Below are 22,352 nucleotides of genomic sequence, written 5' to 3'. Positions count from 1 at the left end.
ACTTAATAGTGACCTCGCTCACTTTGGCGAACACCATTCTTTCAGACCCCGTTCCTCACTCCTTCACAAAGGAAGTCGATCATGACAACGACAGAAGACCGTCCGACACAAGAGCAGCCACCGGCTCCCAAGCGGCGTGACCGGACACATTGGTTGTACATCGCGGTGATCGTCGCGGTGTTCGCCGGTGTCATCGTCGGATTCGTCGCTCCCGGTGTGGGCGAGGACCTCGGTGTTCTGGGCACCATGTTCGTGAGCCTGATCAAGATGATGATCAGCCCGGTCATCTTCTGCACCATCGTCCTGGGCATCGGCTCGGTGCGGGCGGCCGCAACGGTCGGCAAAGTGGGCGGCCTGGCGTTCGGCTACTTCCTTCTGATGTCGACGGTGGCGCTGGCCATCGGGCTCGTGGTGGGCAATCTGCTCAGCCCCGGCAGCGGGCTCACGATCGATCCGTCCAAGATGGGCACCGGCGCAGAACTCGCCGACAAGGCCCACGAAGCCGGCGGCACGATGGACTTCCTCCAGTCGATCATCCCGACCTCGATGCTGTCGGCACTGACCGAGGGCAGCGTCCTGCAGACCCTCTTCATCGCTCTGCTGGTCGGCTTCGCCATCCAGGCTCTCCCCACCAAGAGCGGTGACCCGATCCTGCGGGCGATCGAGCTGATCCAGAAGGTCGTGTTCAAGGTTCTCGGCATGATCCTGTGGCTCGCCCCGATCGGCGCATTCGGTGCCATCGCCAATGTGGTCGGCCAGACCGGTTGGAGCGCCATCACCGAACTGCTGACCCTGATGCTCGGCTTCTACGTGACCTGCGCGATCTTCGTCTTCGTGATCCTCGGTCTGCTGCTGCGCCTGGTGTCCGGCGTCTCGATCTTCCAGCTGGTGCGTTACCTGGCCCGCGAGTACCTGTTGATCTTCGCCACCTCGTCGTCCGAGTCGGCCCTGCCGCGGTTGATCGCCAAGATGGAACATCTGGGTGTCCAGCGCACCACCGTCGGTGTGGTTGTCCCGACCGGATACTCGTTCAACCTCGACGGCACCGCGATCTACCTGACGATGGCATCGCTGTTCGTCGCCGAAGCGATGGGTGACCCACTCGCCCTCGGTGAGCAGATCTCGCTGCTGGTGTTCATGATCGTCGCCTCCAAGGGCGCAGCCGGGGTCAGTGGCGCCGGACTGGCCACCCTCGCCGGTGGCCTGCAGAGCCACCGTCCCGAACTCCTCGACGGGGTGGGTCTGATCGTCGGCATCGACCGGTTCATGTCCGAGGCCCGTGCGGTCACCAATTTCTCCGGCAATGCCGTCGCAACGATGCTCGTCGGCTCCTGGACGAAGACTGTCGACATGGACAAGGTCAACAATGTTCTCGCCGGCAAGGATCCCTTCGACGAGTTGTCCATGGTCGACGACGGAGACGACCGCTGGGACAAGACCGAGGACGCGAGCACTCCGAAAACGGCCGTCACCGCCTAGAGCGACCGACACTGCGCCGCGGCTCCCCCGGGAGCCGCGGCGCAGAACCAATCCCCCTCTCCCCCAACACCATCCGCACATTCTTTTCTCGACCGCGTTCATTCCGGGGGCCATCCGCTCCGCTTGGGTTCAGGTGCTCCAGTTTGCACCAGGAACACCTGCGGGCGACCGGAGCGAATTCTGGAGATGGTTTCGGCACTATCCCCAAATCTGTTGCGGCGAAGTAGAAGTGGCTCCGAATACCGGTGTGCCATGTGTGCCAGATCACCGGCACGTTCGCATGTACAGTGGACCTGTTGGGATCTTCTCAGCCAGCACGCCTTAAATGCTCGTCTACGGGTTCCGCAGTGAGCCAGACGCGTAAAACCGCATCCGACAACGTCGAGTTCAATGTTCGTCGAGTGGGTCGGTCCTCGTGGGCGGCAGATCTCGGATTGGATCGATCAAATGACTTCTAACAGCACGCCCGGTGTTGCCCTCGTCGTAGGCGCAACCGGAATCGCCGGGCAGACCATCAGCGCTCAGCTCGTTGACAATGGCTGGACAACTTACGGTTTGGCGCGGGGATCGCGTAACCCGGTGGATGGTGTCATTCCGGTGGCCGCGGATCTCCTTGATCCCGGATCACTGGCGGAGGCGCTGGCCGATGTCAGACCGGACATCGTCTTCCTCACAGCGTGGATGAAGCAGGACTCCGAGGAAAAGAACATCGAGGTCAACAGCGCCACGGTTCGCAACGTGCTGGGTGTGCTGGGAGACAAGGGCTCGGTACGGCACGTTGCACTCCTGACCGGACTCAAGCACTACCTCGGATCGTTCGACGACTATGCAACCGGCGTCATGGCCGACACGCCTTTTCACGAGTACGAGCCGCGGCTGGACACTCCGAACTTCTACTACGCCCAGGAAGACGAGCTCTTTGCAGCCGCTGAACGATACGGCTTCAGTTGGAGCGTGCACCGGGCCCACACCGTCTTCGGCTATGCCGTTGGCAACGCCATGAACATGGTGCTGACCCTGTCCGTGTACGCCGAGATCTGCCGCGAAACCGGGGCCCCGTTCGTGTTCCCCGGTTCGAAAACGCAGTGGGACGGGTTGACCGATGTGACTGACGCGGACCTCCTGGGTGAGCAGATGCTCTGGGCTGCAACAGATCCCAACGGTAAGGACGAGGCCTTCAACATCGCCAACGGCGACGTGTTCCGGTGGCGCTGGCTGTGGCCTCAGGTGGCCGAGATGTTCGGGGTGGAGCCCGTCGGGTTCGAACAGTCGCCGCGACCGCTCGACGACAGAATGGGCGACGCGCCGCAGGTATGGGCCAAGATCGCGGAGCGGTACGGTCTTGCCGAGCCGGACGTGGGACGGCTCGCGTCGTGGTGGCATACAGACAGTGACCTCGGTCGCGACATCGAGTGCCTGACAGACATGAACAAGAGCAAGCAGGCCGGGTTCCTCGGCTTCCGTTCCACGGTAGAGAGCTTTGCCGACAAGGTCAGCCGCTATCGGGAGTCCGGCATCCTGCCCACCAGGTGATCTCTTCAAGCGCAGACGACCGCAGCAGACCCACGTCCCCGGGCCTGCTGCGGAGGTCGGTGCGATGATGGCACCCATGCCGATGCCCGCACCGCTCCCCGTCAAGGACGGCGTCGGACCGACGAGGCTACGTATCCCCACGTCCGGGCCGTGGGCGACGGTCGCCGAGTACATGGTCGCGACGTTCGATCACCTGGACGCAGACGTCCTCTATCGGCGGTTCGACGACGGCGAGATCGTGGGTACCGACGGCAGTCCGATCAGTCGTGGCACCGTTCTGGGCGGCGTAGACCCGTTCGTCTGGTACTACCGCGAACTACCCGCTGAAGATCCGATCCCGTTCGCCGAAGAGATCCTGCACATCGACGACGATCTCGTGGTGATCGACAAACCGCATTTCCTCCCGACCACCCCGGGCGGCCGGTATCTACGGGAATCAGCGCTGGTCCGGCTGCGGACCCGCCTCGACAATCCCGATCTGACACCAATCCACCGCCTCGACCGCGCGACAGCCGGCCTGCTGATGTTCTCGGCCCGACCCGCCACCCGCGGCGCCTACCAGTCGCTCTTCGAGAAGCGGCGTGTCACCAAGGTCTACGAGGCCGTGTCGGCGCAGCCGCCGGGGTGGAACGCGGATGCACCGACAGTTGCCGGTCGCCCCTTCCCTGTCGTCTACCGCAACCACATCGCGGCCCGGCGCGGCGAATTGCGAGTGCGCGTCGACGACCTCATCGAGGCCAATTCCGAGACGGTGGTCGAGGTGCGGGGCCACGGCGTCAGCGCCTCCGGACGTAGCGTGTTGCACACGATCCTGCGTCCGCACACCGGCCGCAAACACCAGTTGCGAGCGCATCTGTCAGCACTCGACATCGGGATCCTCGGCGACACCTGGTATCCGGAGCTACTCACCGAAGAGCCGGATGATCATGCCCTCCCGCTCCAATTACTCGCGCGGGAACTGGAATTCACCGATCCGCTGTCGGGAGAGCCACGACAGTTCATCACGCGTCGGACGTTGAGCGAAGCACCGGTGCCGGAGCGCTAGAACGCGCTCGCGCCTCTGGCTATCCCCGGTTCAGGGCGACGGCGGATCGGACCAACGCCACGAAGGCGTCGGCGTCGAGTGCATCCGCCTCACCGATGTCGATCGCACGCCGGACACCCGCATCGAGACTCGCGTTGAACAGCTTCGCCGGGTCCGGCAGGGAGGCGCCTTTGGCAAAGGTCACCTTGATCTTGTCTTTATAGGTCTCGAGTGTGCAGATGAGACCGTCGAGCGAAAACGTCGGCACGCCATCGGGATTGGCGGCCTTACGCCACTTCGCTTCTTCGACGATGTCCGGCTCGGCCTGCCTGATCAACGACCGCACCTCACCGACCCGGGATTCCCGCCAATCGTCACTCATGGGGCCACGGTAACGGAAAGCTCCCGTCAGAGAACCTTCTTCACCACACTCGACTTCAACTGCATCTGACCGAAGTCCGGGACCTTCGCGTCGATGTCGTGATCGCCCACACCGTCGGAGATCAGCCGGATGCCGCGCACCTTGGTGCCGATCTTGACGACCCCACCACCGGCACCTTTGACCTTCAGGCTCTTGACGATGGTCACGGTGTCGCCATCGGCGAGAACGTTCCCCACCGCATCGGTGACGACGGGCCTGGACTCGGCGTCGTCGCCCGCACCGGGCGCCCACTCGTGACCACACATCGAGCAGACCAGCAACGCGCCCGACTCGTACGCGAACTCACTCGCACACGCCGGACACGGAGGAACAATGTCAAACATTGAAGCGGAACTCGACCACGTCGCCGTCCGCCATCACGTAGTCCTTGCCTTCCATCCGCACCTTGCCCGCAGCCTTGGCAGCTGCCATCGAGCCGGCGGCGTCGAGGTCGTCGAACGAGACGATCTCGGCCTTGATGAAGCCCTTCTGGAAGTCGGTGTGGATGACACCGGCGGCCTGAGGTGCGGTGTCGCCCTTGTGGATCGTCCAGGCGCGGGACTCTTTCGGTCCGGCGGTCAGGTAGGTCTGCAGACCCAGGGTGTGGAATCCGGCGCGGGCCAGCGCATGCAGGCCGGGCTCGTCCTGGCCGATCGAGTCGAGCAGTTCCTTGGCGTCATCGGCGTCGAGTTCGAGCAGTTCGCTCTCCACCTTGGCGTCGAGGAACACCGCATCTGCCGGTGCCACGAGCTCTTTGAGCTTCGCAATGCGCTCCGGATCGGTCAGCACGGACTCGTCGGCGTTGAACACGTACAAGAACGGCTTGGTGGTCATCAGGTGCAGCTCACGCAGCTTCGCGAAGTCCAGCTTGTCCTTCTGCGAGAACAGCGTCTTGCCCTCGTTGAGGACTTTCTGGGCTTCCTGAGCTGCGTTGAGGACCTCGACGAGCTCCTTGTTCTTCCGAGACTCCTTCTCGAGCCGCGGCAGCGCCTTCTCCAGCGTCTGCATGTCGGCGAGAATGAGCTCGGTCTCGATCACCTCGATGTCGGAAACCGGGTCGACGCGACCGTCGACGTGCACCACGTCGTCGTCGGAGAACACCCGGACCACCTGACAGATGGCGTCGGCCTCACGAATGTTGGCCAGGAACTGGTTGCCCATCCCTTCACCCTCGGAGGCACCCTTGACGATGCCGGCGATGTCGACGAACGACACCGTCGCAGGCAGGATCTTCTCGCTCGAGAAGATCTCGGCCAGACGGTTCAGCCGCGAATCGGGCAGCTCAACCACACCGACGTTGGGCTCGATGGTGGCGAACGGGTAGTTCGCGGCCAGCACATCGTTGTTGGTCAGCGCATTGAACAGGGTGGATTTGCCGACGTTGGGCAATCCGACGATTCCGAGGGTAAGGCTCACGAGCAGCCAGTCTAGTTTGCCGCCGCAAGTCACCCGCGGGCCGTACGACCAGCGGCCCGATCAGGGACCGCTGGTCGACGCCGCTAGCGCCCCTCGGGTTCGATCTCGCCGTTGTTGTCGTCGGGAAGCACCAGCTTGGCGTCTTTGCCGTTGGCGACCACCGTTTCGCCCGCCCGGATCCCGATCTGTTCGTTCACGTACCGCAACACGACGGCCACCACAGCAGCCACCGGGACCGCCAGGAACGCGCCGATGATGCCGAACAGCGTGCCACCTGCCGTCACGGACAACAACACGATGGCCGCGTGCAGGTTCATCGACTTCGACTGCAACCACGGCTGGAGCACATTGCCCTCGAGCTGCTGCACCGCCACGATGATGCCCAGCACGATCAGCGCGGTCCAAGGTCCGTTGCCGACCAGCGCCACCAGCACCGCGAGGGCACCGGCGACGAAGGCGCCGACGATCGGGATGAAGCCACCGAAGAACGTGATGATCGCCAGGGCGTACGCCAAGGGCACGCCGAGGATCACCAGACCCGCGCCGATCAGCACGGCATCGATCAAGCTCACCAGCGCCTGGGTCCGGATGAAGCCACCCAGGGTCGACCAGATCCGGGAGAGCACCTCGGCAAGGTGCTCGGACGCCGGTGCGCCACTGGTCCGGCGCAACCACGGCAGGAACTTCGGTCCGTCCTTGAGGAAGAAGAACGTCAGGAACAGGACCGTGAACAACGTGATGAGCACGGACGTCGCGGTGGTGACACCGGTGAAGACGCCCGAGGCGATCGTGGTGCTGGACTGTTGGATCCGGTCGGTGATCGCGTCGACCGCCGTGTTCAACTGCTCGTCACTGACCCGGAACGGCGGGCCCTGCAACCATTCCTCGATCTCCTCGACGCCGTCGATGGCCTGCGACGCGAGATCACCGGACTGATCGACGATCGAGGGTGCGATCGCGCTGATGACGCCTGCCACCACCCCGATGGCCAGTAACAACACCAGCAGCGAAGATGTCGCCGGGCCGACGCCCCTCTTCCGGAGCCAGCGAACCGGTGGCCACAGGACCGTGCAGACGATGATCGCCAGCACCGTCGGCAACAAGACGACCCAGGCCTCGCCGATGATCCAGGCCAGCACCCAGGCGCCGCCGGCGATCAGGATCAGACGGAGGCTGTGTTTGGCCAGCCAATGGCCACCGTCCCCGATGATCTTGCCGCGATTCTTCTTCGTCGCATCCGGCGCACCGGACACCACGTCTTTCCCATTCTCGGAGCCCCGAGCTTGCCCGTTTCCGGGCCCCTTTGCGGCTGAATCCCCCGCCGGTGTTGTCGCCATGACTGAAATGGTCACATGTCGCCGACCCGAACGGCACGGCGACCTGCCGCGGCCGAATCAAGTTGTCCGCCAAACCTTGAGATCGTGGAGGCCGGGGTGCGACACGCGGCGCGATCAAGTTCGGGTAGTTGCCTCAGTCGCGGCGACGTTGCAGCCAGCGAAGCCTGCCGCCGACGCCGGCGTCATCGCGCGTCCGCGCGCTCGGATCCTCGGCCTGATCGGACATCTCGCCGGTGGCCGCCGGCAGTGTCGACAGACCCTTTTCCGCTTCGATCGCCGACCGCACCGACTGTTCGCCGTAGAGACCCATCATGATCTCCACGCCCCAACCGGGGAATTGCGACAACGGCGCTTCTTTGCGTCCCCATCGTGTTACGTACATGTGACCACCCTGGCACGCTGATACCTGATTTGTCCCCGTTTTCCTGCGGAAAGAGTCCAAATCCGGAACGTAAGTCCCAGACTCGGATCTGGCCCTCGTGTGACCTGGGCCACAGGGTGTTTTGTGGTTGCCGCCCAGCTCCACACGCCCGCATCGTGGCGTCTGATTTCCGCTAGTCTCGCGCCGCGAAGGCTGGGACAGTGGTCTCATGCCCATCAACACCGCGACGAATCCGAGGCACCTCGATTTCGATGCGTGTTTTCGTGCGCTCCAGGCCAGGGACGCACGATTCGACGGCCAGTTCTTCGTCGCCGTCCGGACCACCGGCATCTACTGCCGTCCCTCATGTCCGGCCATCACACCCAAGCCGACGAACGTCTCGTTTGTGCTGACTGCGGCCGTCGCTCAGCAACAGGGTTACCGGGCCTGCCGTCGTTGCCTTCCCGACGCGGTACCCGGGTCGCCGCGCTGGAATGTCAATTCGGATCTGGCCTCCCGCGCGATGCGCCTCATCGAGGACGGCCTGGTCGACCGCAGCGGGGTGACCGGCCTGGCCGACCATCTGGGTTATTCGCCGCGTCAGCTCAATCGGGTGCTGGGTGAACAGATCGGCGCCGGGCCGCTCGCGTTGGCACGCGCCTACCGCGCGACGACCGCGCGGATGCTGATCCAGTGCACGACCATGTCGATGTCAGACATCGCCTTCGCCGCCGGATTCGCCAGCATCCGCCAGTTCAACGACACCGTCCGAGAGGTTTTCGCCCAGACGCCGACCCAGTTGCGAGCCAAGGGCGCTCCCCGGCAGGCAGGCGCCACCGGCGCCGCGGTGACCCTCAGGCTTGCTGTCCGGCAGCCTTTCTCACCTCCCTGGTTGCACTGGTTCCTGACCGCGCACGCGGTCCCGGGCATCGAGAGCTGGGACGGTGAGTTCTACCGGCGATCGATGGCCCTGCCCCACGGGCCCGCTGTGGTCGCATTGCAGATCAACCCCGACCACGTCCGGGCCGATATCCATCTGCACGACATGCGGGATCTCGGGGTCGCGGTCCACCGGATCCGCCAACTCCTCGATCTGGATGCCGACGTGGCCGCGGCCAACGAGGCACTCTGCACCGACCTCTCGCTGATCCCGCTGATCGAGCGCATGCGCGGCATCCGGGTACCCGGAAGTACCGATCCCACAGAGCTGTTGGTTCGCACCATGATCGGACAGCAGATCTCGTTGCCCGCCGCGCGTACCCATACGGGGAAGCTCGTGGCCGCCCTCGGCGAACCCCTCGAGAATCCCCTCGGCGACATCACCCATCTGTTCCCGACCGCCTCTGCGATCGCCGAACATGGCCGGGAGGTCTTGACCGGGCCCGCCGCACGGACCGCCGCCGTGAGCGGCGTGGCCCGCGAGATCGCCGACGGTGCCCTGGTGATGCACGCCGGGATGCCCGCCGCGGACGTGCGCATGCAGTTACTGGCGCAACGCGGGATCGGCTCCTGGACAGCCGACTACGTCATCATGCGCCTGCTGAACGATCCCGACATCCTCTTGCACACCGATCTGGTGGTCCGCCGGTCGGCCGCCGAACTAGGTATCGGTCTCGACCACACCCGGCACTGGTCACCCTGGCGTTCTTATGTGTCGATGCATCTGTGGCACAACGCCATCGCTCGCATCTCCCCATCCTTCGGGTCTGCCCCCACCGGCGGTCCGGCACCCGATCCATCACGAAAGCAGGTCTCATGAGCACCGCAGCCTGGTCCACCATCCTGACCCCCACCGGCCCGTTCACGATGATCGTCAACGACGACGCCGAGGTCCTGGCGTCCGGATGGTCTGACGACGCCGACTACCTCAATGCCTTGGTACACAAGTCGATTCGCCCACTGACGCTTGTCCACAAGCCTGATCTGGGCGCGGTGACCGCTGCCGCCGAGCGATACCATCAGGGCGATCTGACCGCCATCGACACCATCCCCGTCCGACAGCGCTCGGGCGAGTTCCTCGAGCACGCCTGGGACGTACTGCGAACGATCCCGGCCGGATCGCCGGTCAGTTACACCGAATACGCCGCCCGCAGCGGTCGTCCGGCCGCGATCCGAGGCGCCGCCAGTGCCTGCGCGCGGAACGCGGCAGCGCTGTTCGTACCCTGTCACCGCGTGCTGCGCACCGACCGGTCGCTCGGCGGTTTCCGCTACGGACTGCCGATCAAGTCCTGGCTGTTGGCACACGAGGAACCACGCGCCCGAAGTCCTCGGTTGTGACGGCGTCGGCCGCGTAGATCCGTCCAAAACCTGTCCACATCTGCAGTCCCGAACCACTCGCAACCGGATGTGTCAGACCTCTGATGCACCATCAACACCATGAGTATCACCGCAGTCGTACTGCTGACCGTCGGACTGGCAGTCGGGTTCGCCTTGGGATGGCTGGTCCACGCGAACAAGTCCGGGACGGAGGTGGCGCGCGCCCGCGCCGAGGCCGATGCCGCGCACGCCAACCACGACCTGCTGGTCCGGTCACTGTCGGCGGCCAGCGAAGACGCCGCGCGCCGGCAATCAGGGGCCATCGGGCAGCAGGTCTCCCACATCGTCGGCCCGCTGCGCGAGACGCTCGATTCGCTGGCCGGGGAACTGCGGCGTACCGAACGCAACCGGATCGCCGCCTACGCGGGGCTGTCCGAGCAGGTCAGCGGCATGCGGGAGACGTCCGAGCACCTCGGACACCAAGCGCAGCAACTGGCCGGCGCGATGCGCTCACCACAGGCCCGCGGACGGTGGGGCGAACTCCACCTCGAGCGGGTGATCGAGGCGGCCGGGTTGCAGCGCCACTGCGACTTCACCACACAGGTCAGCGGCACCACCTCGGACTCGTCGAAGGTGCGGCCGGATCTGGTGGTGCATCTCGCGGGTGGGCGCGACGTGGTGATCGATGCGAAGGTCCCCCTCTCGGCGTATCTCGAAGCGGCCGAGAGCAGTGATCCCGCCTTCCGCACACAGGCCTACCGCGCACACGCCAAAGCGCTGCGTACCCATATCCAGCAACTCTCGTCCAAGGCGTACTGGGAAGCCCTGCAGTCCTCACCGGAGTTCGTGGTGCTCTTCATCCCGGGTGAGGCGATCCTCGAGATGGCCTGCCGCTCCGATCCCGACCTGATCGACTACGGCTTCACCAACAACGTGGTGATCGCCACCCCCACCAGCCTGGTGGCGCTCCTGCGGACGATTGCTCTCGGCTGGCGGCACGAGGCGCTGACCCGCGATGCCCAACAGATCCATCAACTCGGCAAAGAGCTCTACCAGCGGATCGGCATGGTGACCCGGCACATGGACAAGCTCGGCGGATCACTGACCAAAGCAGTGGAGTCGTACAACAGCGCCATCGGCACCATCGATTCGCGGGTCACGGTCACCGCCCGCAAACTCTCCGACCTCGACGCGTTCTCCGACCTCGACGAACTCGAACCACCGGTGGCCATCGACGCCCAGCCCCGGCGTACCGGAATCGGCCTCAGTTGACCCGTTCCGTTGCGGAATTCGTCGTCCTCAAGCCGCTCGACTGAGCAATTTGGATGCGCCGACCCGATTTTCCTAGTGAATTTCAAGCCCCCTCCAAGCATCGCAGGACAACCTGATCCCAGTTGCCCTTCACCCCTGGAGTCGTTCACATGTCTGTCAGCCACGATCGTCGGTCCGATGTCACCGCCAGCACCTGCACGGGCAACGTTGTGGTCGGAGGATGGCTCCTCACGATGGCCGCGGTCGCGGTGTTTGCGTTCACCTCCGGCGACACCCTGCGAGATGGCCACGACGCCGTCCTGGTCAGCCGATCGGGCACCTCCTACAACCAGGGCCTGTCGGCCGCCCGCCCGGCCGCACCACACATCATCGACGCCGGATCGGACATCACCGCTGCCCCGGAAGCGCGGGTCACGCCCGCAGTGCCCCGGGGAAGTTGCGGCGCCCTGGCGATCAACTCCACCACCGGCAGTGTGCAACGGATCATCAGCCGGGAGTCGGCCTCCCGATCGACCCACGTCCGCAGCGGCGCGAGCGTCACCCGGATCACCGCCTCCGCGTGCCGCCTGAGCAGCTCACCCAAGCTGAAGATCACCGAGGTTTCGGCCCCCGCGGCCGGCCGGGCAGCCGGGGCCTCGCGTCCCGGCCCGACGCAACCGGCGGTGAACTGACCCGAAGTGTCACACGCGTTCGGTACCGGATTTCTCAGGGTTTACCGGTACGGTCGGTATGTGATTTCTGGGCCACGCTCGCGTTCGGGGGTTCCCCTCGATGAGCAATCCGCACTACCCACCGCACCCGGTGTGCCATGGTGGGGCGCTGTGCTGCTGGCAGTCGGCCTGACCTCGGTCGGAGCAGTGATCGTGGTCGCAGGCGACGACGAGACCCTCGGCTTCACATTCAAGGCGCTCTACATGATCGGCTGCATCGCGGCAGTGCTCGCCGTGCGCCGCCGCGCACTGTTCACCGCGGTGGCACAGCCACCACTGGTCTTGTTCGGTGTGGCAGTCATCACGCTCTACTTCCTGGTGTCGGCCTCCGAGTCCGGCCTGAAGAAGCTCGTCTTCAATGTGGCGTTGCCGGTCGCGAAACTGTTCCCGTTGATGGGATGGACGTTCTTCATCGTGTTGGCGATCGCCGCCGCACGAGTCTGGCTGACCCATCCCAAGAACGCCGGGAAGATCGTCAAGACCGGCGACCGCAAGACCTCCGCGTCGAGGTCGCCGAAGAAGACCGCAGCCAAGGCGGCACCACGATCGGCAGACCAAGCCCGGAAGGCCTCGGGAAAGACGGCGACCGACAAGGCCCGCAGCGACAACCCCCGGGCCGACAAGTCCCGCGCCGGCGCCACGAAAGCGCCCCGGCCACAACCCCGCCCCGCAGTGCTCGACGGCGACGGATCGGTACCCCCGGCAGTACCCCGACCGCGCGTGAACCAGCCTCACCGACCTCCCGTCCGCACCACCGATCCGCGCCCACTCGCATCCGAACCCCGGATGCCCGAACGGGGCGACGACCTCGGTGTTCCGCCACCGCGGCGCCGGCGTGCGGCACCGGAGATCCCCGAACCCCGTACGCGTCGCGCGGCACCCTACGACGATCGACAGCCCCCGCCACCGGCCGGAGCCCGGGCCTACCGCGCCCCGGAGCAGATCATCTACGCACCGCCGCCGCGGATCCGCGACCGCGACCTGCGCTGACGCGTGGCCAAGGCCTGGGACCTCTCAGGTCATCGGGCCAGTGCGAGCGTCTGCCGCGCGGCCCGGCCGAGCTCGACCCCATAGCCCGGACCATGTCCCACCGCATGTACCGCCAGCGGATGCAGCTGGTGCAACGCGATGCGCTCTGGCCATCCGTCGACGAGTTGGTATACCTCTTCATAGCCCGCGATGATCGCATCGAGAGCGGGGCAGCCGAACAACGCGAGCATCGCCAGATCTGTCTCCCGGTGCCCGCCATGGGCGGCGGGATCGATCAGCACCACGCCCTCGGGGGTCCACATCACGTTGCCGTTCCACAGGTCACCGTGGATGCGGGCCGGCGGCTGCCCGTCGTCGAACGCCCCGGACGCGATGAGCTCGCAGGCCTCGCGGGTGGCCGTTTCGTCCGCCCCGTCGAGGTTTCCGGCAGCCACCGCATCATCGACAAAGGCGAGAACGCGCTGCCGGGCGTAGAACTCACCCCAGCGGGCGGTCGGAACCGAGGGCATCGGCCGGTTCCCGATGAACACCTGACCGGTGAACCCGGCGGGCGGGCTACCGAACCGATCGGCACCACATCCGTGCACCCGGGCCAGCACCGCACCGAACTCCTGAGCATGTCGCCGAGTCGGGGCCGCGGTGGTCAACCGACGCAAGGTGATGTGGTCGACTCCGACATCGAGCACCTCGGGCACCTGGGCCCCGGCATCGGCAAGCCATCGCAGGCCCGCTGCCTCGGCGGCGAAGAAGTCGCGAGGCGCATGGGATCGGTGTTTACGGAATTCGCGTGCGGTCACCGCTCCAGCGTGCCGGAACCGCACCGGTCCCACTACCATTTGTGCATGGCCAGCCTGCAAGAGCGAATCATCGCCGAACTCGACGTCTCCGCGACCATCGATCCCCAGCAGGAGGTGGACCGGCGGGTGGACTTCCTCAAGCAGTACCTCCTGAGCACCGGCACCAACGGTTTTGTGCTGGGCATCAGCGGCGGACAGGACTCCTGCCTGACCGGGCGGCTCTGCCAGCTCGCGGCCGAATCCGTCCGTGCCGAGGGCGGCAACGCGACGTTCGTAGCGGTGCGGCTCCCCTACGGCGAGCAGGCCGACGAAGAAGACGCCCAGATCGCACTCAAGTTCATCGACCCCGACCGCTCAGAGGTCTACAACGTCAAGCCCGGCTCCGATGCCACCGCCGAGGTGGTCGTGCAGACACTCGGCGAGCCGCTCCGGGACCTGGTGCGCGGCAACATCAAGGCGCGCGAACGCATGATCCTGCAGTACGCCGTTGCCGGGCAGGAAAACCTGCTGGTGGTCGGAACCGACCACGCCGCCGAGGCGGTCAGTGGGTTCTTCACCAAGTACGGCGACGGTGGAGTCGATGTCACACCGTTGACCGGTCTCACGAAACGTCAAGGCGCACAGATCCTTCGACATCTCGGCGCCCCGGAGTCGGTCACGATCAAGGTCCCGACCGCCGACCTCGAGGACGACCGTCCGGCACTGCCCGACGAAGAAGTCCTCGGCGTGACGTACAGCCAGATCGACGACTATCTCGAGGGCATGGAGGTCGACGCGCAGGTCGCCGAACGCATCGAAACACTGTTCCTGCGCTCGGCGCACAAGCGCACCGTTCCGGTCACCCCTTTTGACGACTGGTGGAAGAGCTAGCACCTGAGTCCGACGCTGCGGCAGACGCTTCGAGGCTCCGCGCACTGACCCGCGCAATGTGATCGAACTGGTTGTTCGCGATCCGCATCACGATCTCATAGGGCCACGCGAACTTCCGGGACACCCAATACCCGAACCGGATGTCGAACGACGTGTACACCATGAACCGGTTCTTGCGAACGCCCTTGAGAATGGCCTCTGCCGCCTTCTCCGGGGTGACCGCGACCTTGTGGAAGCGTCCGATCTGCTTCGCGATCACCGGGTTGCCACGGTCGATCCCGGCGATCTCGACGGTGTTGACCAGCGGCGTGTCCACGCCACCCGGACAGACCAGCGAAACGCCGATCTTGTGCCGCCGCAAGTCCATTCGAAGTACCTCGGACACGCCGCGGATCCCGAACTTGCCGGCGCTGTAGGCGGCGTGCCACGGCAGCGCCAACAGGCCCGCCGCCGATGACACGTTGACCAGATGACCCCCGCGGCCGCGCCGAACGATCTGCGGCACAAAACACTCGATGATGTGGATGGGCCCCATCAGATTCACGTCGACCATCTGCTTCCAGTGCCGATGCTCGAGGTTTTCCACTGTGCCCCAGGCCGATACGCCCGCGATGTTCATCACGACGTCCATCACACCGACCTCGGCGTCGACCTGTTGGGCGAACCGCTTGACCCACTCGTAGTCGGAGACGTCGCCGGCGCGGTGGAACACGACCTTGCCGTCGGTATTGCGGATCTGGGCCACCGTCTCGTCGAGGCCGTCCGCATTGAGGTCGGTGAGCACCAGTGCGGCGCCGGCCCTCGCCGATGCCAGCGCGGTGGCCTTGCCGATCCCGCTGCCGGCACCGGTGATCAGTACCCGCTTGGCTCGCAGGTCTTTCACTGGAGGCTTCATCACCAGTAGATCTTTGACACTCATGCCTCAACCCTACGGGTCAGGGGAGGTCTCAGATAGGTAGTTTGCCGCCAAATAGCTCGTAGACGACCGAGAGCATCGCCTCGAGGACCTGGGATGCCACATCATTGCCCTGCGTGGCCAACAAGCCTGCGATCCCCTCGGAATCCTCGGCTTCGAGCAGCGAGCTGATCAGCGGTAGAAGCGACTGCAGACCGGTCAGGTCGATACCTTCGGACTCCGGCGACGTCGACGGTGCCGTCGTTCCGTTCTCACTACCGAGCGGCTGGCTGGGCAGTCCCATGCCGGGGGCGACTGTACGTGTCGGTGTTGCAGTCTTGGGCGCTGCGGTCTTGGGCGCCGCGGTCTTGGGCGCCGCGGCGGTCGGCGTCGCGGCCTTCGGTGCGGGCGCCGTGGTCGGGGTGCTCGGCGCTGCCGAGGTCCGGGCCGCCGTGGTCGGTGCCGGCGCGGCCGGTGTGGTGGCGGCAGGTGCCGCAGTCGTGGGGGCCGCAGTCGTGGGCGCGGCCGGTGCCGGTGCCGGGGCACCCGGCGCGGGAGCGGCCGGGGCGGCAGTGGTCGGCGCAGCAGTGGTCGGCGCAGCAGTGGTCGGGGCGGCAGGCGCGGTGGCTGCATCACCGGTCAACAGGAACCGGATCATTCCGTCGATCAGGCCGATGGCGTACTTGAGCTGGCCATCGGGGCCGGTCAGCGCCGCGGAATCGGCGGGATTGGACAGATTGCCCAACTCGACGAAGACGTTCGGGACCTTGGTGAGGTTGGCCGCGGCGACGTCCGTCCTGGTCTGCAGGCCGTCCTGCGCACCGGCGTAGTTCGCCGGGGCCAGCCCGGCATCCTTGAACGCGTCCCGCATCAGCCCGGCGGCCTTGAGCCCGGGGCCGGATTGCACCTGCTGGACCGTCGCGTCGGGAAGCGGGAGCTGCGGAACGATGATGTGGAAGCCACTCTTGGTCTCGTCGACTCCGGGCGAGGTGGAGTCGGCGTGGACATTGACGGCCATGTCGGCATTCGAGGCGTTGGCGGCGTTGATGCGCTCATCGATGCACCCGCCCCAGCCGGTGTCGTCCTGTCGGCTCAGGACCACCTTGGCGCCCTGGCTTTCCAGGCCGGCCTTCACGAGCTGGGAGATGTCCCAGTTGACCTTGTGTTCGGCGACGCCGTTCGGGCTGGTGGCGCCGGTGGTCTGGCAGGCCTTGGTGCCGCCCCGGCCGTCGGGTACCTGCTTGTTCAGGTCCTGCCCCGCCGACGAACCCTGATGTCCGGGGTCGATGAAGATCGTCTTTCCGACGAGCGAATCACCTTGCGGAGGAGTCGGCTCGGCTGACGCCGTCGTAGGCATCGCGATCAGCGAAGCGGCGAGGGCCAAGGTGGTGAGCCCGGCGACGCGCATGTTCTTCATGGTCACGGTGTTCCTTTCGCGTGCGCCGAAAAGGGCCGGCGCGACCTTCGGACCGTTCGGTTGCGGGTGGGGGTCCGGCCAGGACTCGACTCGGGCGACAGCCCCGCAACTCCAGTCACAAATTTCACTTCCGTAACAGTGAACCAGTCCTTGAGACTTTTGGGAAATGGGTGATGGATACGCCGGAAACCGATGCCGGGTCGTGACCGAGGCGATGCGCAATCGTTCGGTCAGCGGGCCCACCGGCCGCGCAATCGGCAGGTACCCTGCCGCGCCCGGGCCTAGCGCTGGTAGCGGGTGATGCCGAGCATCGACTGCTCGTCGACATCGCCTGCGGCACGGCATCCACCGAGCCCCGAAAGCGTTTGTGCCTCATCGATGCCCGCGCCGATGATGACCAGTTCGGTGCGCCGCGACTCCCCCGGCTCCCACTTCTGCGCGTGCACGCTGACGTAGTTGCCGACGGTGTGGACGAGGTATTTGCGGCGATGGCCCACGACATCGAAGTGCACGAAACCCTTGATCCGGAACACTCCGGCCGGTGGTTGTTCCAGGAACGCCGCCAACGCCCGCGGGTCCATCGGGCCCGGCTCGGTGAAGGTGACGGCCTGATAGTCATGATGGAGATGGCCGCAATGAGCGTCGTCCTCGATCAGCAGCTCGTCCAGACCCAGCTGGCGCGGACCGTCGTCGGATACCTGGCGCGGTTCCATACCGGTCAGCAACACCACATCGACTGCGGAGTCGCGTGTCTCGATGATCGGGGCGGTCGGATTGCAGCTACGGGCCACCTCGCGTGCTACCGCGATCACTTCGGGGCCGGCGAGATCGACCTTGTTGAGCACGATCAGGTCGGCCAGTGCCAGATGCTGATCGATCCGGGCATGCCGGGCACGGGTGCCGGCGTGATTCGCGGTGTCCACCAGATACACCAGACCCCCGTATTCAACACGAGAATTGGTGCTGCCCACGACCATTCGGATCAGGTTGCGCGGCTCCGCAAGGCCACTGGCCTCGACGACGATCAGGTCCAGTCCCGCCTTCGGCGCCGTCAACACCTCGAATGTGGCATCGAGTCCGTCATCGTCGATCGTGCAGCACATGCAGCCATTGCCCAGCGAAACAGCTCCGTCGACCTGACCGGCCACCAGCATCGCATCGATGTTCACGGACCCGAAGTCGTTGACCACCACACCGATTCGCAACCCCGAACGGGTACGCAGCAGGTTGTTGAGGAGTGTCGTCTTGCCGGCGCCGAGAAATCCGGCGACGAGCAGAACCGGTATCCGCTTCACGCCCCCGCTCATACCTCCGCGCCGGCCTGACACTGCCGGCAGACCACCACCAGTTCGCGACCTCCCGGATCCGGGTAGTTCGCGACGTTCTTGGTCTGGGCGCCACAGCGGGTGCAGGCGCCGATGACCTTCGCGTGGTCGGAGAAATCCAGGCTCATCCGTTTGTCGAACACGTACAGCGAGCCGTCCCAGAGACCGTCGTCGCCGAACTTCTCGCCATATCGGACGATGCCGCCGTCGAGTTGATACACCTCGTTGAAACCGCGATTGCGCATCAGCACCGACAACACTTCGCAGCGCACCCCGCCGGTGCAGTAGGTGACCACCGGTTTGTCCTTGAGGTGGTCGTATTCGCCGCGCTCGATCAGGTCGATGAAGTCGCGGGTCGTTTCGGTCGGCGGTACGACGGCATCGCGGAACCGGCCGATCTGGGCCTCGAGATGGTTGCGGCCGTCGAAGAAGACCACGTCGCCACCCCGCTCGGCGACCAGGTCGTGCACACCCTCGGGGCTCAGGTGGGTGCCGCCACCGACCACTCCGGATTCGTCGACCTGCAGTTCACCGGGGGCACCGAAGGTGACGATCTCGGGGCGCACCTTCACGCTCAGCCGAGGAAAGTCGTCGCCGAGTCCGTCGGACCACTTGATGTCGGCATTCTTGAACGCCGGATAGGCCCGCGTGCCGCGAACATAGCGTTTGACCGCGGCGATGTCGCCGCCGACCGTGCTGTTGATCCCGTGCTCGGAGATGATGATCCGGCCCGTGACCCCGACCGCTTCGCATAATGTGTGCTGCCAAAGCCGTATTGCCTCGGGGTCGGCGATCGGCGTGAAGACATAAAAAAGCACAATCTTGGGTGTCGACACACAGGTAAGGGTACGGACATGGGGAAATCAGCGATCGGGATGGTGCTGGCGTGCGCCGCGGCGATCGTCACCCTCGGGGGGTGTTTTCCCGAGGACGGGCCGACCACCAAGGAATTACCACCCACCGACACGTTGTCCACCGAGCGGCCGACGTCCACAACCACCACCAGCAGCGGTTTGACGACCATCGCGACCCCCCGATCAGACGCGCAGACGATCGGCGGGGTGATCGGCCTCGCACCACGGGTGGACAACACCGATTTCCACGAGGCGGCCCCCGCCGCGGGCGGACCGATGCAGGACACCTCGCAATTCCACTTCAGCACCGCGGACGGTGGCGTGCACTGCTCCACCGTGGAGCGCGACACCGCCACCCTGGCGTGTGATGTGACCGGCGGGGACGCCCGGCCCGAACCGGGCCCGACGCCGGCGGGATGCACCTGGCAGGGCGGCTACGTCGTCCTCACCGAGACGTCGACGCAGGGCACCTGCACCGACACCCCCTGGGTCTGGGTCAGCAGCGAACCGTTGTTGTCCGGCTCGGCGATCTCGATCCGCAACTTCCAGTGCCTGGCCACACCCACCGGCCTGTACTGCGTAAATACCAGGTCAGACAATGGTTTTGCCGTGCGGGACGGGGCGTATCGGGCGATCTCGGCCGCCGACCCGGCACCGGCGGCACTGACCGAGATCCCGGCCCCAGCTCAGCCGGCTGCCGTCCCGACCGGCTGAACCAGGAACGGCGATAGACTTCATCGCAATCACATGCGGCCTCGGCCGGAGGCGAAGTTGACGTCCGTGAAAGGTGAAGGTCATGACCTATCCCCCGCCGTACGACCCGAACAACGATCCGCTCCGCAAACGCGACGACAACCCCGACGCCCAGGGCGGCGGCACGCCGACCCCGGGCGAGGAATACCAGCAGCCCGGCTACCAGCAACCCGGCTACCAGCAACCCGGCTACCAACAACCCGGCTACCAGGCGCCGGGATACCCGCAGCCCGGATACACGCAGCCCTACGAACAACCCGGTTACGGCTATCAACAGCCCGGCTACCAGCAGCCCGGCTACCCGGCGGCGGGCGGCTACGGCTATCCGGTGAACCGGGAGACGAACTCCAACGCCATCATTGCGCTCGTCTGCGGTATCGCCGCCTTTGTGATCTGCGGGCTCGGCGCGATTCCGGCGATCATCTTCGGCAACAAGGCAATCGACGAAATCAACGCGTCGGGCGGTACCCAGGACGGGCTCGGGATGGCCCAGGCCGGACGGATCATCGGCTGGGTCGCCGTGGCGCTGTGGGCGATCGGCATCGCCCTGTTCGTGATCCTGCTGATCGCGGCAGGGGCGTCGTCGAACTGATCCGACTCAGGTCAGCAGCAGCGCACCGCAGATGATCAGTGCGACGAACTTGATCACCTCGAAACCGATGTAGACCAGGTGCGCCCGTGAACCCGCGCCGCTCTCGTCACCCGCCAGCACGCGGTCCGAGCGTCGGGTCAACGCCGGACGGACCGCGGCGACCTGGATGATCAGCGCTCCGATGGCGACCGCGGCGGCGACCACGGCAGCCGATGTCGGTGATCCGATGATCAGCCCGGCCACCACGGCCACGGCCAAGACCACTTCGGCCATGTTCAACGCTCGGAACACAAGTCGTCCGATACCGAGCCCGATACGCAGCGTCACCTCCGGCGCCCGAAACTTCAGTGGTGCCTCGATGAACGAGATCGCGGACACCATGCCGATCCACACGAATACCGCGCCAGTCGCCACACCCACGTCGCTGTCCCCTATCGCCGTTTGCGGTGACTAATCATCTGGCAGGCCGGAGAATTCGATGACCGCGATCAGGTCGTCGATGGCCTGACACAACTCGATGATCCGCTCCGCGGTGCCCGGCGCCGACAGGACCTTCAGTCGGTCCGCAGGCCCCAGACCGAGCCTGACCGCGGTGTCATAGACCTTGGCGTCGACCGGTCCGTCGCTGTCGAGCGGTTCGACCAGCCGGTCTTCGACGACGATTCCGCGCACCCGGGACAACACCGACGACAGGCCGTTGAGTCTTTCCCGAAGTGGCGCAAGATCTGCCGGGTACGCGATGGGGTCGGTGCTCGGCCACATCGTGATGTCGGCCATCGGATACGGGTTGTCGGGCAGCCACGACTTGACCCGGAAGCGATCGGTGCCCACGCACGTCAGGTGGTAACGCCCATCGGGTCGAGCGATGCATTCTTCGATCTGCGCAAGTGTCCCGACATCGACGCGTTCTTCGCCACCGCCGACCTCACTGCCGCGCGAGATCAGCACGACACCAAAGCTGTTCGTCCCGTCGATGGCCGTACAGTCGGCCACCATCTGGCGGTATCGGTGCTCGAAGACCTGCAGGCTCAGCTTCTCGCCGGGCAGCAAGGCCATTCCCAGCGGGAACATCGGGTGTGCAGTCATCGTTCAAGCATGCCTGGCGAACTCGGCCCGGAACAGTCGGACCGGCCGATCAGGGCACAATGTCCTCACGTCAGGCCCCGACTCAGCAACCTATCGGTTCCGGCGGCGCGGATCGCCGACACCCGCTGCAAAACCCGTGCATACCGCGGCATCACCTCCGCGGGACGATGCCGGCCCGCATGGGTGATCCACGATGCCGCCTCGTCCGCCGACAGTGCGGGCAGCCCGTCGTATTCGGCGGTGGGTGCGATCATCGGTGTCCGGATGAGCGGGAAATAGATCGTGCTCACCACGATTCCGTCGGCCGACAGTTCTGTTCCGATGCTCCGGCCGACGATGCTCAGCGCGGCTTTCGATCCGGCGTACGCCGAGAACTTCGGCATCGATCCGGCCGGCACGCCCCACGTCGAGATGTTGATGATGTGCCCGCCACCACGGGTTTTCATACCCGGCAGGAACCCGAGCATCAAACCCACCGGCCCGAAGTAGTTGACCGCCATGGTGCGGCGATAGTCGTGTAACCGGTCGACCGAGTCGATGGCGGTACGCCGGATGGAGCGGCCGGCGTTGTTGATCAGGACATCTGGTGTGCCGTGTTCTGCGAGCACCTCGTCGACGAGCCGGCGGACGTCCGCTTCGTCGGCCAGATCCGCGGGATGACAGTGCGCAACACCGCCTCCGGCGACAACGCGGTCCCGCACCGCGTTCAAGCCGTCCGCACCGCGAGCGACCAGGATGAGTTCGGCGCCCTGGCTGCCCAGAGCCAGCGCGGCCGCCTCACCGACGCCCGACGACGCTCCGGTGATCATCATTTTGCGACCACGAATCGGCGCGGGCGAACCGAGAGCGCCGCCGAGTGAATGCGGACGGGCCAAACCGAAGCGGGCCAGATGCGCGCCGAGGCGCCGGGCTGTCGTCATGACTGCCCACCCTTACACACACCGTCGGCAGATCGGGCCGAGGC

The 22,352-nt window shown here is 65.6% G+C and carries 24 protein-coding genes; 11 read left to right on the top strand and 13 right to left on the bottom strand.

What is annotated here, in order from left to right:
• Nucleotides 1–81: 81 nt before the first annotated feature.
• The 3 genes from AC51GR_RS04845 (at nt 82) to AC51GR_RS04835 (ending at nt 4,057) form a co-directional block, all read left to right on the top strand.
• Nucleotides 82–1,479 (top strand): cation:dicarboxylate symporter family transporter, encoded by a 1,398-nt coding sequence (locus AC51GR_RS04845; protein ID WP_496323482.1) that lies wholly within the window; start codon nt 82–84, stop codon nt 1,477–1,479.
• Nucleotides 1,480–1,926: 447 nt separating this feature from the next.
• The gene (locus tag AC51GR_RS04840; RefSeq protein WP_496323481.1) at nt 1,927–3,012 is read left to right on the top strand and encodes an SDR family oxidoreductase; all 1,086 of its coding nucleotides are present in this window, start codon (nt 1,927–1,929) and stop codon (nt 3,010–3,012) included.
• 64 nt (nt 3,013–3,076) lie between these two features.
• Entirely contained in the window at nt 3,077–4,057 is a 981-nt protein-coding gene (locus AC51GR_RS04835; RefSeq protein WP_496323480.1) for a pseudouridine synthase, read from the top strand.
• Between the two features lie 19 nt (nt 4,058–4,076).
• Here AC51GR_RS04835 and AC51GR_RS04830 read toward each other — a convergent pair whose 3' ends face one another.
• From AC51GR_RS04830 to AC51GR_RS04810, 5 genes are all read right to left on the bottom strand, one after another.
• Nucleotides 4,077–4,418 (bottom strand): DUF1801 domain-containing protein, encoded by a 342-nt coding sequence (locus AC51GR_RS04830; protein ID WP_496323479.1) that lies wholly within the window; start codon nt 4,416–4,418, stop codon nt 4,077–4,079.
• Nucleotides 4,419–4,444: 26 nt separating this feature from the next.
• The gene (locus AC51GR_RS04825) at nt 4,445–4,801 is read right to left on the bottom strand and encodes a zinc ribbon domain-containing protein YjdM (RefSeq protein ID WP_496323478.1); all 357 of its coding nucleotides are present in this window, start codon (nt 4,799–4,801) and stop codon (nt 4,445–4,447) included.
• The gene (gene ychF / locus AC51GR_RS04820; protein WP_496323477.1) at nt 4,794–5,873 is read right to left on the bottom strand and encodes a redox-regulated ATPase YchF; all 1,080 of its coding nucleotides are present in this window, start codon (nt 5,871–5,873) and stop codon (nt 4,794–4,796) included. Before ychF ends, AC51GR_RS04825 begins: the two co-directional genes overlap by 8 nt.
• An 83-nt stretch (nt 5,874–5,956) precedes the next feature.
• On the bottom strand, nt 5,957–7,210 hold the full coding sequence (locus AC51GR_RS04815) for an AI-2E family transporter (protein ID WP_496323476.1): 1,254 nt from the start codon (nt 7,208–7,210) through the stop codon (nt 5,957–5,959).
• A gap of 133 nt (nt 7,211–7,343) precedes the next feature.
• A complete protein-coding gene (locus tag AC51GR_RS04810) occupies nt 7,344–7,592 on the bottom strand; it encodes a hypothetical protein (protein WP_496323475.1) in 249 nt (82 codons plus the stop codon).
• Between the two features lie 208 nt (nt 7,593–7,800).
• Here AC51GR_RS04810 and AC51GR_RS04805 point away from each other — a divergent pair, with 208 nt between their 5' ends.
• The 5 genes from AC51GR_RS04805 to AC51GR_RS04785 all read left to right on the top strand — a co-directional run bounded on the left by AC51GR_RS04805 (nt 7,801) and on the right by AC51GR_RS04785 (nt 12,799).
• Entirely contained in the window at nt 7,801–9,330 is a 1,530-nt protein-coding gene (locus AC51GR_RS04805) for a DNA-3-methyladenine glycosylase 2 family protein (RefSeq protein WP_496323474.1), read from the top strand.
• Entirely contained in the window at nt 9,327–9,848 is a 522-nt protein-coding gene (locus AC51GR_RS04800; protein WP_496323473.1) for a methylated-DNA--[protein]-cysteine S-methyltransferase, read from the top strand. Before AC51GR_RS04805 ends, AC51GR_RS04800 begins: the two co-directional genes overlap by 4 nt.
• Before the next feature lie 99 nt (nt 9,849–9,947).
• Nucleotides 9,948–11,099 (top strand): DNA recombination protein RmuC, encoded by a 1,152-nt coding sequence (locus AC51GR_RS04795; RefSeq protein WP_496323472.1) that lies wholly within the window; start codon nt 9,948–9,950, stop codon nt 11,097–11,099.
• Nucleotides 11,100–11,248: 149 nt separating this feature from the next.
• Nucleotides 11,249–11,770, top strand: a complete 522-nt coding sequence (locus tag AC51GR_RS04790) for a hypothetical protein (protein ID WP_496323471.1) — start codon at nt 11,249–11,251, stop codon at nt 11,768–11,770.
• Nucleotides 11,771–11,830: 60 nt separating this feature from the next.
• A complete protein-coding gene (locus AC51GR_RS04785) occupies nt 11,831–12,799 on the top strand; it encodes a DUF6542 domain-containing protein (protein ID WP_496323470.1) in 969 nt (322 codons plus the stop codon).
• A 29-nt stretch (nt 12,800–12,828) separates the two neighbouring features.
• Here the strand turns inward: AC51GR_RS04785 and AC51GR_RS04780 are convergent, their stop codons facing one another.
• A complete protein-coding gene (locus AC51GR_RS04780; protein ID WP_496323469.1) occupies nt 12,829–13,596 on the bottom strand; it encodes a fructosamine kinase family protein in 768 nt (255 codons plus the stop codon).
• A 45-nt stretch (nt 13,597–13,641) separates the two neighbouring features.
• Here AC51GR_RS04780 and nadE point away from each other — a divergent pair, with 45 nt between their 5' ends.
• A complete protein-coding gene (gene nadE, locus AC51GR_RS04775; protein WP_496323468.1) occupies nt 13,642–14,466 on the top strand; it encodes an NAD(+) synthase in 825 nt (274 codons plus the stop codon).
• Here nadE and AC51GR_RS04770 read toward each other — a convergent pair.
• The 4 genes from AC51GR_RS04770 to trhO form a co-directional block, all read right to left on the bottom strand.
• A complete protein-coding gene (locus tag AC51GR_RS04770) occupies nt 14,435–15,385 on the bottom strand; it encodes an SDR family oxidoreductase (protein WP_496323467.1) in 951 nt (316 codons plus the stop codon). The genes nadE and AC51GR_RS04770 overlap by 32 nt on opposite strands.
• Nucleotides 15,386–15,413: 28 nt before the next feature.
• Entirely contained in the window at nt 15,414–16,778 is a 1,365-nt protein-coding gene (locus tag AC51GR_RS04765) for an N-acetylmuramoyl-L-alanine amidase family protein (protein ID WP_496324085.1), read from the bottom strand.
• A gap of 281 nt (nt 16,779–17,059) precedes the next feature.
• Nucleotides 17,060–18,073 carry a CobW family GTP-binding protein gene (locus tag AC51GR_RS04760; RefSeq protein WP_496323466.1) on the bottom strand — a complete coding sequence of 338 codons (1,014 nt, stop codon included), beginning with the start codon at nt 18,071–18,073 and terminating at the stop codon, nt 17,060–17,062.
• An 8-nt stretch (nt 18,074–18,081) separates the two neighbouring features.
• Nucleotides 18,082–18,939, bottom strand: a complete 858-nt coding sequence (trhO, locus tag AC51GR_RS04755; protein ID WP_496323465.1) for an oxygen-dependent tRNA uridine(34) hydroxylase TrhO — start codon at nt 18,937–18,939, stop codon at nt 18,082–18,084.
• An 18-nt stretch (nt 18,940–18,957) separates the two neighbouring features.
• Between trhO and AC51GR_RS04750 the strand changes: the two genes are divergently transcribed.
• Both AC51GR_RS04750 and AC51GR_RS04745 read left to right on the top strand, forming a co-directional pair.
• On the top strand, nt 18,958–19,671 hold the full coding sequence (locus AC51GR_RS04750; RefSeq protein WP_496323464.1) for a hypothetical protein: 714 nt from the start codon (nt 18,958–18,960) through the stop codon (nt 19,669–19,671).
• Nucleotides 19,672–19,753: 82 nt separating this feature from the next.
• Nucleotides 19,754–20,302: a DUF4190 domain-containing protein gene (locus tag AC51GR_RS04745; RefSeq protein WP_496323463.1), complete on the top strand. Its 549-nt coding sequence runs from the start codon at nt 19,754–19,756 to the stop codon at nt 20,300–20,302.
• Nucleotides 20,303–20,308: 6 nt separating this feature from the next.
• Here the strand turns inward: AC51GR_RS04745 and AC51GR_RS04740 are convergent, their stop codons facing one another.
• From AC51GR_RS04740 to AC51GR_RS04730, 3 genes are all read right to left on the bottom strand, one after another.
• On the bottom strand, nt 20,309–20,683 hold the full coding sequence (locus tag AC51GR_RS04740) for a hypothetical protein (protein WP_496324084.1): 375 nt from the start codon (nt 20,681–20,683) through the stop codon (nt 20,309–20,311).
• A 69-nt stretch (nt 20,684–20,752) separates the two neighbouring features.
• Nucleotides 20,753–21,388, bottom strand: coding sequence for an LON peptidase substrate-binding domain-containing protein (locus AC51GR_RS04735; protein WP_496323462.1), 636 nt, complete (start codon nt 21,386–21,388; stop codon nt 20,753–20,755).
• Nucleotides 21,389–21,453: 65 nt separating this feature from the next.
• Nucleotides 21,454–22,308, bottom strand: a complete 855-nt coding sequence (locus AC51GR_RS04730; protein ID WP_496323461.1) for an SDR family NAD(P)-dependent oxidoreductase — start codon at nt 22,306–22,308, stop codon at nt 21,454–21,456.
• Between the last annotated feature and the right edge of the window lie 44 nt (nt 22,309–22,352).

This window comes from Williamsia sp. z71 (assembly GCF_059553375.1).
This window is presented reverse-complemented; position numbering and strand designations above follow the sequence as displayed.